The organism is Cellulomonas sp. URHB0016 (genome assembly GCF_054057935.1).
The window spans coordinates 1089155-1102297 of record NZ_JBSRZU010000001.1; the positions used below are offsets into that span (position 1 = coordinate 1089155).

13 protein-coding genes are annotated in these 13143 nt (G+C 72.2%); 10 read left to right on the forward strand and 3 right to left on the reverse strand.

The genetic code is table 11. From position 1 onward, the window contains the following. Window positions 1-155: 155 nt before the first annotated feature. The 10 genes from ACVW07_RS05100 to ACVW07_RS05145 all read left to right on the forward strand — a co-directional run bounded on the left by ACVW07_RS05100 (window position 156) and on the right by ACVW07_RS05145 (window position 9640). The gene (locus ACVW07_RS05100) at window positions 156-707 is read left to right on the forward strand and encodes a DUF1697 domain-containing protein (RefSeq protein ID WP_456818192.1); all 552 of its coding nucleotides are present in this window, start codon (window positions 156-158) and stop codon (window positions 705-707) included. 44 nt (window positions 708-751) lie between these two features. After that, window positions 752-1690, forward strand: a complete 939-nt coding sequence (locus ACVW07_RS05105; RefSeq protein ID WP_456818193.1) for an ABC transporter ATP-binding protein — start codon at window positions 752-754, stop codon at window positions 1688-1690. Continuing rightward, entirely contained in the window at window positions 1687-2931 is a 1245-nt protein-coding gene (locus tag ACVW07_RS05110; protein ID WP_456818194.1) for an ABC transporter permease, read from the forward strand. The genes ACVW07_RS05105 and ACVW07_RS05110 overlap by 4 nt, the downstream gene beginning before the upstream one ends. Before the next feature lie 63 nt (window positions 2932-2994). Further along, entirely contained in the window at window positions 2995-3567 is a 573-nt protein-coding gene (locus tag ACVW07_RS05115; RefSeq protein ID WP_456818195.1) for a hypothetical protein, read from the forward strand. 85 nt (window positions 3568-3652) lie between these two features. Then, complete coding sequence (locus tag ACVW07_RS05120; protein WP_456818196.1) at window positions 3653-4099, forward strand: HIT family protein; 447 nt, start codon at window positions 3653-3655, stop codon at window positions 4097-4099. A 160-nt stretch (window positions 4100-4259) separates the two neighbouring features. Continuing rightward, window positions 4260-4766 (forward strand): hypothetical protein, encoded by a 507-nt coding sequence (locus ACVW07_RS05125; protein ID WP_456818197.1) that lies wholly within the window; start codon window positions 4260-4262, stop codon window positions 4764-4766. A gap of 65 nt (window positions 4767-4831) precedes the next feature. After that, entirely contained in the window at window positions 4832-6226 is a 1395-nt protein-coding gene (locus ACVW07_RS05130) for an SPFH domain-containing protein (RefSeq protein ID WP_456818198.1), read from the forward strand. A 231-nt stretch (window positions 6227-6457) separates the two neighbouring features. After that, window positions 6458-7039, forward strand: coding sequence for a DUF6318 family protein (locus ACVW07_RS05135; RefSeq protein ID WP_456821029.1), 582 nt, complete (start codon window positions 6458-6460; stop codon window positions 7037-7039). Window positions 7040-7086: 47 nt separating this feature from the next. Next, window positions 7087-7944, forward strand: a complete 858-nt coding sequence (locus ACVW07_RS05140; protein ID WP_456818199.1) for a hypothetical protein — start codon at window positions 7087-7089, stop codon at window positions 7942-7944. Between the two features lie 151 nt (window positions 7945-8095). Further along, entirely contained in the window at window positions 8096-9640 is a 1545-nt protein-coding gene (locus tag ACVW07_RS05145; protein ID WP_456818200.1) for a molybdopterin-dependent oxidoreductase, read from the forward strand. Between the two features lie 52 nt (window positions 9641-9692). On the opposite strand, the gene ACVW07_RS05150 is transcribed toward ACVW07_RS05145, so the two are convergent. The 3 genes from ACVW07_RS05150 to ACVW07_RS05160 form a co-directional block, all read right to left on the reverse strand. After that, a complete protein-coding gene (locus ACVW07_RS05150; RefSeq protein ID WP_456818201.1) occupies window positions 9693-11072 on the reverse strand; it encodes an MFS transporter in 1380 nt (459 codons plus the stop codon). Window positions 11073-11221: 149 nt separating this feature from the next. Continuing rightward, the gene (locus ACVW07_RS05155; RefSeq protein ID WP_456818202.1) at window positions 11222-12337 is read right to left on the reverse strand and encodes an ATP-binding cassette domain-containing protein; all 1116 of its coding nucleotides are present in this window, start codon (window positions 12335-12337) and stop codon (window positions 11222-11224) included. After that, entirely contained in the window at window positions 12334-13143 is an 810-nt protein-coding gene (locus tag ACVW07_RS05160; RefSeq protein WP_456818203.1) for an ABC transporter permease, read from the reverse strand. Before ACVW07_RS05160 ends, ACVW07_RS05155 begins: the two co-directional genes overlap by 4 nt.

Consider the following 13143-nt stretch of genomic DNA (forward strand, 5'->3'; position numbering starts at 1 on the left):
GGTCAGTCGGGGGACGAGGGCAGGTCCGACGGTAGGAACTGCGTGTTTCGCGCGGGGTGGCCCGTCCGTTACCCCCAAGGAACGTTGTCCGCACATCCGGCGCGGCGGACGTGTGAGTGCGCGCGGATGTGGGTGCCGGCTGGCACGGTGGGCCCATGACTGCTGTGGTCGCCCTGCTCAGGGCCGTGAACGTCGGTGGCAGGACCGTCAAGGCCGCCGAGCTGAAGGCCGTGGCGTCGTCCCTGGGCCACACCTCGGTGGCGACGTACGCGAACAGCGGGAACCTCGTGCTCGTGCCCCCGGACGGTGCCGGTCCGCCGTCCGACGTGGCGGCCGGGCTCTCGGCGGCGTTCGAGTCGCGGTACGGGTTCGCCGTCCCGGTCGTCGTGCGGACCGCCGCGGAGTGGGAGCTGGTGGTCCGGGCGCTGCCGTACCGGGCGGAGGGCGAGTCGGACCCGTCGCACCTCGTCGTGTACTGCTGGGACGGCGTCCCCGACGTGACCTCGGTCCGCGCCTTCGACGCGTCGGTGTACGGGACTGCGACGGTCGTCTGGCACGGGCGCGAGACGTACGCGTACTACCCGGACGGGATCGGGCCCTCCAAGCTCACCCTGCCCGTCCTGTCCAAGGCGGCCGGGCGCGTGGGCACGGCCCGGAACTGGCGGACGGTGCTCGCCCTCCAGACGATGGCCCAGGAACGGTCCTGACGGACGATGTCGCACGTGGTGGGCCCTTTGGTTGAATCGATGCCGTGACCGTCCTGAGCATCTCCTCGCTCGAGAAGTCCTACGGCGCCGTGCGGGCGCTGCGGGACATGACGTTCGACGTGCACGCCGGGGAGATCTTCGGGTTCGTCGGGTCCAACGGCGCCGGCAAGTCCACGACCATGCGCATCGCGGTCGGCGTGCTCTCCGCGGATGCCGGCACGGTCACCTGGGACGGCCGGCCCGTCGACCACGCGATCCGTCGACGCATCGGGTACATGCCCGAGGAGCGCGGCCTGTACCCGCGGATGAAGGTCGGCGACCAGCTCGTCTACCTGGCGCGGCTGCACGGTCTCGACGCCGCAGCGGCGCGCCGGTCGATGGAGCGGTGGACCGAGACGCTCGGCATCGAGGAGAAGCGCGGCGACGAGGTGCTCAAGCTCTCGCTCGGCAACCAGCAGCGCGTGCAGCTCGCCGCCGCCCTGGTGCACGATCCCGACATCCTGGTCCTCGACGAGCCGTTCTCCGGGCTCGACCCCGTCGCCGTGGACGTGATGAGCGCGGTCCTGCGCGGCCAGGCCTCTCGTGGCGTCCCCGTGCTCTTCTCCTCGCACCAGCTCGAGCTCGTCGAGCGGCTGTGCGACCGGGTCGGGATCGTGCGGGCAGGATCCATGGTCGTCGTCGGCGGGATCGACGAGCTGCGGCAGACCGACGACCGGGAGTGGCTGGTCGACGGGCCGGAAGGGGCTGCCTGGGTCGCCGCCGTGCCGGTCGCGCAGGTGAGGTCGTCGTCCGGCTCGCGCACCGTCGTGTCCGTGGGGCCGTCCGCTCCCGACGACGTCGACCAGGAGCTCCTGCGGGCCGCGCTCGTCGCCGGGCCGGTACGCGAGTTCGCCCGGCAGCGACCGACGCTCGTCGAGCTGTACCGGCACGTCGTCACCACCGAGGCGTCCTCGTCACCCGAGCTCCAGGAGGTGTCGGCATGAGCACCCAGGGCTCCCTCGAGCTCGGCTCCGGTGCCGCGATCCGCATGATCGCCGGCCGGGAGATCCGCTTCCGCCTCACGTCCAAGGCCTTCGTCTGGACGACGGTCGCGCTCGTCGCGGCCGTGGTGCTCGGGGGCGTCGCGGCCGGGGTGCTCGGCGACCGGGAGACTCCCACGCAGCACGTGGGGCTCACGTCCGCGACCGCCGATGCCGCCGACCAGATCGTCGCGACCGGTGCCGCCGTCGGGGTGACCATCGAGACCCAGGAGGTGGCGTCCGAGGTCGCAGGGCACGCGCTCCTGAAGTCAGGCGAGCTGGACGCCCTTGTCACGTCCACGTCGCCCGCTCTGACCGTCGAGGTTCATCAGTCGCTCGGCGACGCGCTCGCGCCCGTGCTGGGCTCGCTCGCGCAGCAGCTCGCCCTCGGGTCCGCCGTCAACGACCTCGGCGGCGACCCGGCGTCCGTCGCCGCCGACATCGCCGCCGCCGAGCCCGTGGTGACGTCCCTGGAGCCTCCGGACACGGTCGACGGCGCGCAGGTCGTCGCCGGCTACATCGCCGGGATCCTGCTGTTCCTGTCCCTCATGACCGCGGGGCAGCTCGTCGCCCAGGGGGTCGTCGAGGAGAAGTCCAGCCGCGTCGTCGAGCTGCTCCTCGCCACCGTCCGCCCCTGGCAGCTCATGGCCGGCAAAGTGCTCGGCATCGGCGTCATCGGGCTCATCCAGATCGTCGCCGTCGTCGCGTCCGGGGTCGCGACCGCCCTGGCGTTCGGGCTCGTCGACTCGTCGTCCATCGACCTGGGGGCGACCGCAGCCTGGGCCGTCGCCTGGTTCGCGATCGGGTTCGCGATGTACGCGCTGGTCCTGGCCGCGCTGGCCTCGCTCGTGTCCCGGCAGGAGGACGTCAGCTCGGTCATCTCTCCCGTGATCGGGCTGATGGTCCTGCCGTACATCCTCGGCATCTCGATCGCACCCTGGGACCCCGACAACCCGCTCATCGTGTGGCTGTCGTTCGTGCCGTTCTTCTCGCCGCTCCTCATGCCGATCCGCATCGCCCTCGACGCCGTCGCGCTGTGGGAGGTGCTTCTCGCTGCCGGCCTGTGCCTCGCGCTCATCCCGGTGCTGGTGTGGTTCGCGGGGCGGGTCTACTCGAACGCGGTGCTGCACTCGGGCGGCCGGGTCCGCCTGAAGGACGCCCTGCAGGGGACGCAGGAGTCGCAGGGATCGGTCGCGGCCCGCTGAGCCCGCACCGACAGTCCGCTGCACGAGCCTCATGACCCAGACTCGAAGTGCCGATTCCCCCGTGTGACCGGTGCATCCTGGTACGAGAACCTGATCGCGCGCTCGGCGGTGCGGCGGGCGCGGATCCGTGGCCCGGCCGAGTTCACCGGCGCCCTCGACCGCCAGGTCGTGGTCCCGACCGACACCGCGGGACGGCCTGGCTACCGGTTGACCATGGCCGGGTCGTCGAACGTGGTTCGTGAGTACGTCGGACACGGCCGCACGACCGACTTCTTCCTCCGCGTCGGACCCTCGAGCCACCTGGTCGGCTCGTGCAACGGCCCGAGGGGTGACGACGACCTTCGAGATCGAGCCACGACCGGCATCGAGGACGCACTCCGCAACCACGTCCGGTTCGGCGTGAGCTGCGTGGCCCAGCCGACAGAGTTACTGCTGGCGGGCGAACGGGCAGTCGGGTACACGCTGGCGATCGCTGCCGGTCCGCGAGCGGGCACGATCGTGACGGATGCGCTGTTCGACCACGACGGCTGGTGCTTCACGGTCGGCGCGTTCCTCGCACCGTGGGACGGGGCCGAGGCGCAGCAGATGACGGACGCGGTCCTCGCGAGCTGGACGTGGCTCCCGCGCGCCAGCTGACCCGTCGTCAACCGATCGGACATCTCCCTGGCGGCGCCGACGGGACGAGTCGATGCCTCGTCTGCGCCGCCGATACCGTGACGGCATGACCACGCTCTTTACCAAGATCATCGACGGCGACATCCCCGGCCGGTTCGTCTGGGCAGACGACACCGTCGTCGCGTTCGCGACGATCGCGCCGATCACCGACGGCCACACGCTCGTGGTCCCCCGCGCCGAGGTCGTCCAGCTCACGGAGGCGGACGACGACCTGCTGGCGGACCTGACCCGGGTCGCCAAGATCATCGGGCGGGCGCAGCAGGCCGCGTGGGGTGCCCCGCGGGCGGCGCTGCTGGTCGCCGGGTTCGAGGTGCCGCACCTGCACCTGCACGTCCTGCCGGCGTGGGACGAGGCCAGCCTGTCGTTCCGGAACGCCCGCACCGACGTCCCCGCCGACGCGCTCGACGCGGCCGCCGAGCGCGTCCGGCAGGCGCTCGCGGACGCGGGGCACTCGGCGAACGTGCCCGCCTCGATCGGCTCCCCGCAGCTCTGAGCCGAACGTGTTGTCCTGTGCACGGTTCGGCGTGGCGTGCTGAGCGAGCCGGTACGGTGTGCCCGGTCTGAACGTGTGCAGCAGGCGCCGGCATGGCGTCCGCGGCTGAGCAGCACGTCGACCTGCGGGCGGAGACCCTCCCCGCAGTGAGACCTCTGGGGTGAGCGTGCTGATCTTCGTGGCCATCGCCGGCATCGCCGTGGCGCTGCTGCTGCTGACCTTCGTGGTGGGTGGCTTCCTGGACGGGCCGATCGAGGCGATCGGCCTCGGGGACGGGATCCTGTCGTCCGAGGTCGTGCTGTCGTTCCTCGCCACGTTCGGGCTGACCGGCGCACTCCTGCTCGGCACCACCGACGTCTCGATGCTCGTGGCCGCCCTCGCGGGCGTCGGCGCCGGCGCCGCCGTGGGCGGCGGTGCCTCGCTCGTGACGCGCGGGCTCGCGAACGGGCCCACCGCGCACCAGCTCTCCGCAGCCGACTACGTCGACCAGGTGGCGACCGTGACGACCTCGATCCCGGCCGATGGCATGGGACAGGTGAACCTGGTCCTGGCCGGGCAGAGCACCTCGATCGCAGCGCGTGCGAGCGAGCCGATCGGCAACGGCACCGCGGTGCGCATCGCCACCGTGCTCGGCCCCGGCGTCGTGAAGGTCGTCCGCGAAGGCTGACACACCCTGCCTCACCCGGCCCAGGCCGGTGCTCGACCCCTACCACCGAGAGTCGAAGGTGTTCCGTGCTCGACGCATCCTCGCCCATCCTGGGCATCGCAGGCCTCGTCCTGGTCGTCGTCATCGTCAGTCTCGCGATCGCCAAGCGTTACCGGGTCGCGAAGCCGAACGAGGCGTTCATCGTCACCGGGCGGCGGGGAAAGAGCTCAGGTGACCTCTCCGGGCAGAAGGTCGTCACCGGTGGTGGCGTGTTCGTGTTCCCGCTGGTCCAGCAGCTGTCCGTGCTCGACATGTCCTCGCGTCGCATCACCGTCGAGGTCAACGGCGCCCCGTCGTCGCAGGGCATCGCGCTGAACGTGCGTGGCGTCGCCGCGATCAAGGTCAACAACGACGACGTCGCGATCCGCGCCGCCGCGCAGCGCTTCGGTGCGCAGCAGGAGGAGATCGACAACTTCGTCACGAACGAGCTCTCCGGCGCGCTGCGGGCGATCGTCGGGCAGCTGACGGTCGAGCAGGTCATCCGCGACCGCGAGTCGTTCGCGCAGAAGGTCCTGGAGAACGTGACCACCTCGCTCTCGGAGCAGGGCCTCAAGCTCGACACGTTCCACATCCAGGAGGTCGGCGACCACGCGGGCACGTACATCGCCGACATGGGCCGTGCGTCCGCCGCCGAGATCCGCCGCCAGGCCGAGATCGCCGAGGCGGAGGCCCGGCGCCTGTCCGAGCAGAAGCGTGTCGAGGTCGCCACCGACGTCGCGAACTACCAGCGCGCCCTCCAGCTGCGCGAGTCGGAGATCAAGGCCGAGACCGACCGCGCCACGGCCCAGTCCGCCGCGGCCGGCCCGCTCGAGGTCGCGGCCCGCCAGCAGGAGATCCTCACCCAGCAGGAGCTGGTCGCCGCGCGCCAGGCCGCGCTCACCGAGCGCGAGCTCGACTCGACCGTCCGCCGCCCTGCGGACGCCGCTCGCTACCAGGCCGAGCAGGAGGCCGAGGCGCGACGCACCACCGCGATCAAGCAGGCCGAGGGCGCCCGCCTGGAGGCCGAGCAGCGGGCCGCCGGTGAGCTCGTGCTCCGCAAGGCCGCGGCCGAGGCGACCCGCCTCGAGGGTGAGGCGCGTGCAGCCGCGACCCTCGCCGAGGGGTCGGCCGACGCCGAGGCGCTTCAGAAGCGCGCAGCCGCGTACGCGCAGTTCAACTCCGCCGCCATCACCGACCGCCTGCTCGAGGTCCTCCCCCAGATCGCCAGGGAGCTCGCGGCGCCGATGGGCAACATCGACACCCTGACGGTCCTGTCGACCGACGGTGCCTCCGCGCTCCCGAGGGCGGTCGCGAACAACTTCACGCAGCTCCAGGAGATCGTCAAGGCCACCACCGGGCTCGACGTGACGCAGCTCGTCTCGCAGCTGGCTACCCCTGCAGCCAAGCCTGCGCAGAACGGGCACTCGGCGATCTCGAACTGACCTTGCCCGCACGGCGGGCCCGCTCACGCTTCGCGTGGGTCGGGCCGCCGTGGAGCCGCACGACGTCCCAGCAGTCGCGGCGTCGCCACGCACAGGCGATCGCCCGAGCCCCGCACAGGATGTCGGCCGTGACCTCCGCCCTCCCGCTATCCACAGCCCCTGAGATACGCGGCACGGGAGACGCCCGATTTCGGTAGGTTCCCCGGCATGCGAATTGGCCAGGGGGCAAGCATGTGGATACTCGCGGGAGTCGTCGCGGTCGCCGCAGGTGGTTGCACGGGAGGGACGACGGACAGGGCGACAACGTCCGTAAGCCCTGCGTCGACCGGCGCCAGCCCGACGACAACGGCCGTACCGTCGGTGAGCGCGGTGCCTAGCGCACCCGTCCCGTCTGCCGCGATGGCCGAGCCGAGCACGGACGGCGCGGTGGCGGCCGCGAAGTACTACCTGGAGCTGTACGACTTCGTGTTTGCCTCCGGAAATCTCGACCTGTGGCGTGCGATGTCGGCCGATGACTGCAAGTTCTGCAATGGCGTCATCACCGACATCGAGGACATGGTCGCTTTGAGGCACACCAGCCCCTCGACGTCGATGCAGGTCACGCGTGCCAACGCAACCGAGGTGCTTCCACAGGAGTCCTATGGGGTGGACCTCGACGTGATTCAGGGCGCCTGGACAGAGATCGACGTCACAGGAACCGTTGTCGACAGCGGAGAGCCTTCCTCCGCCCAGATGTACTTCGCGCTCGGGTGGACCGAGGACGGGTGGCTCGTTCGGCAGGTGGACGTCCACGACCTGCCGGCGGCGCAGTGATCCCGGCCGCCAGTCTCTTCGTCCTCGTCTCTGTGCTCATGGGGTCCATGAACGTGCTCGCCACGCCGCCCGAACAGTCGAACAAGCAGGGAACCCGCGACTTCAACGCTCGCGCGAGCGTCGACCGGTCTGCATTGCTCGTCACCGTCAACGAAGGTGAGGCACGGCGGCTCGCGCATGCGGCGCATACGGATCCGGAGGCGGCCCGGTTCGAGTACCGGCGGGCGCCGTTGTGCAACGTCAACGGTCCGGTTCCGACAACACCGCTGAACGGGCCGTGCCCGCCGGCGGTCGGTGACACCGGCCCGAACGCGTGCGGCGAGGACACGGTGGTGGACCCGCTGTGGATGCGGGAACGCTCCACACCCACCTCGCAGGACTGGGGACCATGGACGCAGGTCGACCAGGGCGGCTGCGCCGCGGACCTGCTGCCCGTCCTGACCGCCGAGGACTTCCGCCGCCTCCCCCTGGCAGCCCCCACCCTGACCATGCAACCCGACCGCGGCTGGGTCCTGGTCAACATCGAGACCATCGTCATGACCGACCCCACCGCACAGACCTTGCGCACCGAGCTGCTCGGCCACGGCATCGACGTGGTCGCCACCCCCACCACCTACCGCTACGACTTCGGCGACGACCTCGAACCCCTGATCACCGACAGCCCCGGCCACCCCTGGCCCGACCACGACACGTTCCACATCTACCAACGACCCGGCACCCGGCAGATCACCCTGACCACCACCTGGCACGGCACCTACCGCGTCGACGGCTCACCCATCTGGCGCGACGTCGACGGCACCGCCCAGACCTCCACCACCAGCCCACCCTTCGACGTCCAAGAACGCCGATCCCACCTCGTCTCCACCCTCTGCACCGACATCCCCAAACCCGACGACTGCCGGTAAGGACTCACCCCGACAGCGGACCTTCGAGGGCCGGACATCCCGCCCGCGGTGATCTGGCCCGCAGCAGCACCGACGCGGAACGGTCCCGATCTGCGGCTGGAGGGCGCAGGATGGCCGGACCACGGATGACAGACGACGGACGGAGCGGGCGATGACGCGGCGGACCTGGACGTGGCTGTCCGCACTGGCGGGCGTGGCCGCCGGGTTCGTCACCGTCGGCGTCGGGTCGCTCGTCGCGATCTTCACCGGGCCGTCGTCCGACCCGCTGAACGCCGTCGGTGCCGCGTTCGTCGATGCGACGCCACCGTGGCTGAAGGACTTCGCCGCCACGACGTTCGGCACGAACGACAAGGCCGTCCTCAAGCTCGGCGAGCTCCTGGTCCTGGCCGCCCTCTCGGCCCTCGCCGGGATCCTGGCCGCCCGGAAGTGGGCGTGGGGCGCTTCGCTCGTCGTCCTGCTGGGTGCGGTCGCCGCACTCGCCGCGACCGGGCGCCCGGACGCCGGCGTGCTGGCGGGGGCGCCGAGCGTGGTCGGGACGATCGCCGGGCTGCTCGCCCTCCGCGAGCTCGTCCGGAGGATCCCCGCGCCCGACGAGCAGGCGGCGCGCACCGCGGGCACACGTCCGGGCGCGACGAGGCGCGGGTTTCTCCAGGCAGGGGCGGTCGCGGCGGGGGCCGGGTTCGTCGCGGTGCTCGTCGGGCGCGCGCTCACGGCAGCGACGCGCGGGACGACGACGGCGCGGGCCGCGATCAAGCTGCCGGCCGCGACCACGGCAGCGCCGCCGGTCCCGGCGGGGGTGGACGTCGACGTCGCCGGGGTCGGGCCGTGGAGGACGCCGACCGGCGAGTTCTACCGGATCGACACCGCGCTGGTGGTGCCGCAGGTCGATCCGGAGACATGGACGCTCAAGGTCCATGGCCTCGTCGAGAACCCGTTCACGATGACCTGGTCCGAGCTCGTCGCGAGCGACCTCGTCGAGGCGTGGGTGACGCTGTGCTGCGTGTCCAACCCGGTCGGTGGCGACCTCGTGGGCAACCAGCGGTGGCTCGGGCTGCCGCTGCAGCAGGTCATGGACCGGGCGAGGCCGCGGTCCGACGCCGACATGGTGCTGTCGACGAGCGTCGACGGTTTCACCGCCTCGACCCCGCTGGAGGCCCTCACGGACGGGCGGGACTCGCTCCTCGCCATCGGCATGGACGGCGAGCCGCTGCCCATCGAGCACGGCTTCCCGGTCCGGATGGTGGTGCCCGGCCTGTACGGGTACGTGTCGGCGACGAAGTGGGTCGTGGACCTGGAGGTGACCCGGTTCGCCGATGCGACGGCCTACTGGACCGACCGCGGCTGGTCCGAGAAAGGGCCGGTCAAGACCCAGTCCCGGATCGAGGTCCCGCGTCCGCGGGCGGATGTCGACGCGGGCGACGTCGTCGTGGCCGGCACGGCCTGGGCGCAGCACCGCGGCGTCACACAGGTGCAGGTGCGGGTCGACGACGGACCGTGGCAGGACGCGACCCTTGCGGCGGACGGCGGCATCGACTCGTGGCGGCAGTGGTCGTGGACCTGGCCCGCCGCCGGCAGCGGCGACCACCGGTTGTACGTCCGGGCCTTCGACCAGGACGGCCCGCAGACGGGCGCCCAGCAGGGCGAGGTCCCCGACGGAGCGACGGGGTACGACAACGTGGGCGTCACGGTGCGCTGAACGGCCGACGCGGCGGCACCCCGGACGAGGGGTGCCGCCGCGTCGAGGAGCGTCAGATGACGGTCGACCCGAACTGCGAGCCCCGCCGCTGGTACACGGCCCACACCGTCAGCGACATCACGACGTACAGGCCGACGATCACCCAGAGCGCCGCCTGGATGTTGCCGGTCGCCGTCGTCGAGACGGCGAAGCCGCGCGGGACGAGGAACCCGCCGAACGCGCCGATCGCGCCGGCGATGCCCAGGCACCCGGCGGCGGCCTTCGCGCGCCGTGCCTTGTCCTCGGCGTCGGTGGCGCCGTGACGGAACACCGCGGGGATCATCCGGTACACCGAACCGTTGCCGGCGCCCGTCGCGACGAAGAGCACGAGGAACGACGCGAGGAACCCGCCGAACGAGTGCGCCCGCAGGGCGAAGATCGCGGACACCGTGCCGATGCCCATGACCGTGAACGCGCCGATGGTCACGCGGGAGCCGCCGAGCTTGTCGGCGAGGATGCCCCCGAGCGGTCGGGCCACCGATCCCACGAGCGCGCCGAGGAAGGCGACGTAGTACGTGATCTCGGGGAACTGGTTGCTCAGGAGCGTCGGGAACGCCCCGGCGAAGCCGATGAACGACCCGAAGGTGCCGATGTAGATGAACGAGATGATCCAGGTGTGCCTGACGCGCGTGGCGGCACCGTACGAGCGGGGGTCGGCCTTCGCGTTGGACAGGTTGTCCATGAACCGCCAGGCGAGCAGCGCGGCGGCCAGCACCAGCGGGACGAACATCAGACCGGCCCGCTCGAGCTGGATGCCCGCCGCCCCGACGATGATCAGCGGCACGGCGATCTGCACGGCGGCGGTGCCGATGTTGCCGCCGGCAGCGTTGAAGCCGAGCGCGCGCCCCTTCTCCCGGTCCGGGTAGAAGAACGAGATGTTCGCCATGGACGACGCGAAGTTGCCGCCGCCCAGGCCCGCGAGCGCCGCGACCCCGAGCAGCACGCCGAACGACGTGTCGGGGTTCTGCACGACGATCGCGAGCGCGGTCGTCGGGATGAGGAGCAGCAGCGCGGAGACGATGGTCCAGTTGCGGCCGCCGAAGATCGGGACCGCGAACGTGTACGGGATGCGCAACGTGGCGCCCACGAGGATCGGCAGGGCGACGAGCCAGAACATCTGGTCGACGGACAGCACGAAGCCGGCCTTGGCGAGCTGGGGCACGACGATGCTCCACAGGGCCCAGACGCCGAAGCCGAGGAACTCGGCGAACACGGACAGACCGAGGTTCCGGCGGGCGATGGGCTTCCCGACGGACGACCACTGCCCTTCGTCCTCGGGGTTCCAGCCGTCGATCCAACGGCCGGGACGGGTGGTGAGCTCAGCGGGCGCTACGGGCGCGCCGGCGAGGGGGGACGCCGCAGCGGCGTCGGGGGTCGCGAGCGGTGTCGCCATGGGGACCTCCGGCAGATCGGGTGGGGCTCGGACAACGGCGACGCTAGGGAGCCGATGTTTCGACCGGCCGGTCGGTGGCGTTGCGCCGGTGGAACCTTTCGCGCACGCGCCCGGTCACCGCGCTGTGAGGTGTCGCCGGGGGCACCCGCTCAGCGCGTGGGCGCCGGAGCCTGCCGCACACGCATGGACGTCAGCGGCACCGACAGCCGTACCGGGGCGCCCACCTGGAGGTCCATGCGGCCGACGAGCGCGGGTGGGACGTCGACGAGCACGTCGCCGGTGGTCCGGACGCGCAGCCCTGTGGTCCCCGCCTCGAGGTCGACGACGTGCGCGGACCAGGTCGACAGGCCGCCCGCGCCGGGTCCCGTGCCGTCGATTCCGGGGGCATCACCGACCGGCGTGGAGACCTCGACCGCCGTCGGGGGGAAGGACACCTGCGCGCGGGTGCCCGGCGCGAGGTCGGTGCGGCAGGGGACGTGCAGCCCGCCGGGCCCCGCGAGCGCGGCACCGGCGCCCGACCGGACGACCGCGCCGACCAGGAGGTTCACGCCGGCGAGGGCCGCGGTGAACGGGTGCGCCGGATCGGTGAGGACGTCCAGCGGGCTGCCTCGTTCCACCACGGCCCCGTGGTCGAGCACCACGACCTCGTCGGCCAGGGTCAGGGCGTCCAGGACGGAGTGCGTGACGAGCACGGTCGGGGTCGCGGTGCGGCGCACCTGGTCGCGGACCACCTCCCGTAGCTCGGCGGCGGTGCGGACGTCGAGCTGTGCGAAGGGCTCGTCGAGCAGCAGCGCGGCGGGCTCGGCAGCGAGTGCGCGTGCGAGGGCGACGCGCTGACGCTGGCCACCGGACAACGACCGAGGGCGCCGGTCGCCGAGCCCGTCGAGCCCGACGGCGGAGAGCCACGCGTCGGCAGTGGCGTGCGCCGACGCGGCGGCCACCCGGGACGCGCGCGGTCCGAAGGCGACGTTCTCGCGCGCGTCCAGGTGCGGGAACACCAAGGGGTCCTGCCCGAGCAGCCCCACGGACCGCCGGTCCGGGCGGACATGCACGGTCCCGGCGGCGCCGACCGCCGTGAGGACCCGGGGGCCGACACGGACGGTGCCGTCCACGGGGAGGAGGAGCCCCCCGACCACGTCGAGCAGCGTGGACTTCCCCGCCCCGTTGGGCCCGAGCACGGCAACGATCGACCCTGGCGGCGCCGTCAGGGCGACGTCGAGCGCGAACACGCCGCGCCGCACCCGCACGTCGACCACCAGCGTCACGTCGCACCGCCCGGTCGCCACGCCCGCGCCGCGAGCAGCACGGCGGCGGCGGAGGCGACGAGCAGCAGGGAGAGCGCGACGGCGGTCCCCTGACTGACGCCGGCACCGTTGAACGCCGAGTAGATCGCGAGCGGCATGGTGCGAGTGACGCCCGGAGCGTTGCCCGCGAACAGTGCCGTCGCCCCGAACTCGCCGAGCGCGCGGGCGAAGCACAGGACCGTGCCGCTCACGAGCCCCGGCAGCACGAGCGGGAGCGTGATGCGCCGCAGGACGGTCCACCGCCCGGCGCCGAGCGTCGCCGCGACCGTCTCGTACCGGGTGCCGGCGGTACGCAGGGCGCCCTCGACGCCGAGCACGAGGAACGGCATCGCGACGAACGCCTGGGCGATGACCACGGCGGTCGTGGTGAACGGCAGCCGGACGCCGAACCACACGTCGAGCGACCGGCCGACGAGGCCGCGTCGGCCCAGCAGGAACAGCAGGGCGATGCCGCCGACGGTCGGAGGCAGCACCAGCGGCAGCGTGACGAGGGCACGCAGGACGTCGGACGTCCACCCCCGCGACCGCGCCATGACGACGGCCAGCGGCACCCCGAGCACCAGGCACGCACCGGTGGCCAGGCTCGACGTGACCAGCGACAGCGTGAGGGCGGAGACTGCAGCCGCAGACGTGACGTCCGAGGGCAGCGACTGCCAGTCCGCCCGCACCAGGAGCGCCACGATCGGCATGACGAGCAGCCCGAGCGCCAGCCCCGCAGGTGCCCAGAGCAGCCGGGGCACCCCGTGCCGGTCCCGCGGCTCGCTCAT

What these genes read in the sequence shown, in the direction of transcription:
- ACVW07_RS05110 (WP_456818194.1), top strand. Translation starts at nt 1,687, where the DNA reads ATGAGCACCCAGGGCTCCCTCGAGCTCGGCTCCGGTGCCGCGATCCGC.
- ACVW07_RS05150 (WP_456818201.1), bottom strand. Translation starts at nt 11,072, where the DNA reads ATGGCGACACCGCTCGCGACCCCCGACGCCGCTGCGGCGTCCCCCCTC.
- ACVW07_RS05140 (WP_456818199.1), top strand. Translation starts at nt 7,087, where the DNA reads ATGAACGTGCTCGCCACGCCGCCCGAACAGTCGAACAAGCAGGGAACC.
- ACVW07_RS05120 (WP_456818196.1), top strand. Translation starts at nt 3,653, where the DNA reads ATGACCACGCTCTTTACCAAGATCATCGACGGCGACATCCCCGGCCGG.
- ACVW07_RS05160 (WP_456818203.1), bottom strand. Translation starts at nt 13,143, where the DNA reads ATGAGCGAGCCGCGGGACCGGCACGGGGTGCCCCGGCTGCTCTGGGCA.
- ACVW07_RS05145 (WP_456818200.1), top strand. Translation starts at nt 8,096, where the DNA reads ATGACGCGGCGGACCTGGACGTGGCTGTCCGCACTGGCGGGCGTGGCC.
- ACVW07_RS05100 (WP_456818192.1), top strand. Translation starts at nt 156, where the DNA reads ATGACTGCTGTGGTCGCCCTGCTCAGGGCCGTGAACGTCGGTGGCAGG.
- ACVW07_RS05135 (WP_456821029.1), top strand. Translation starts at nt 6,458, where the DNA reads ATGTGGATACTCGCGGGAGTCGTCGCGGTCGCCGCAGGTGGTTGCACG.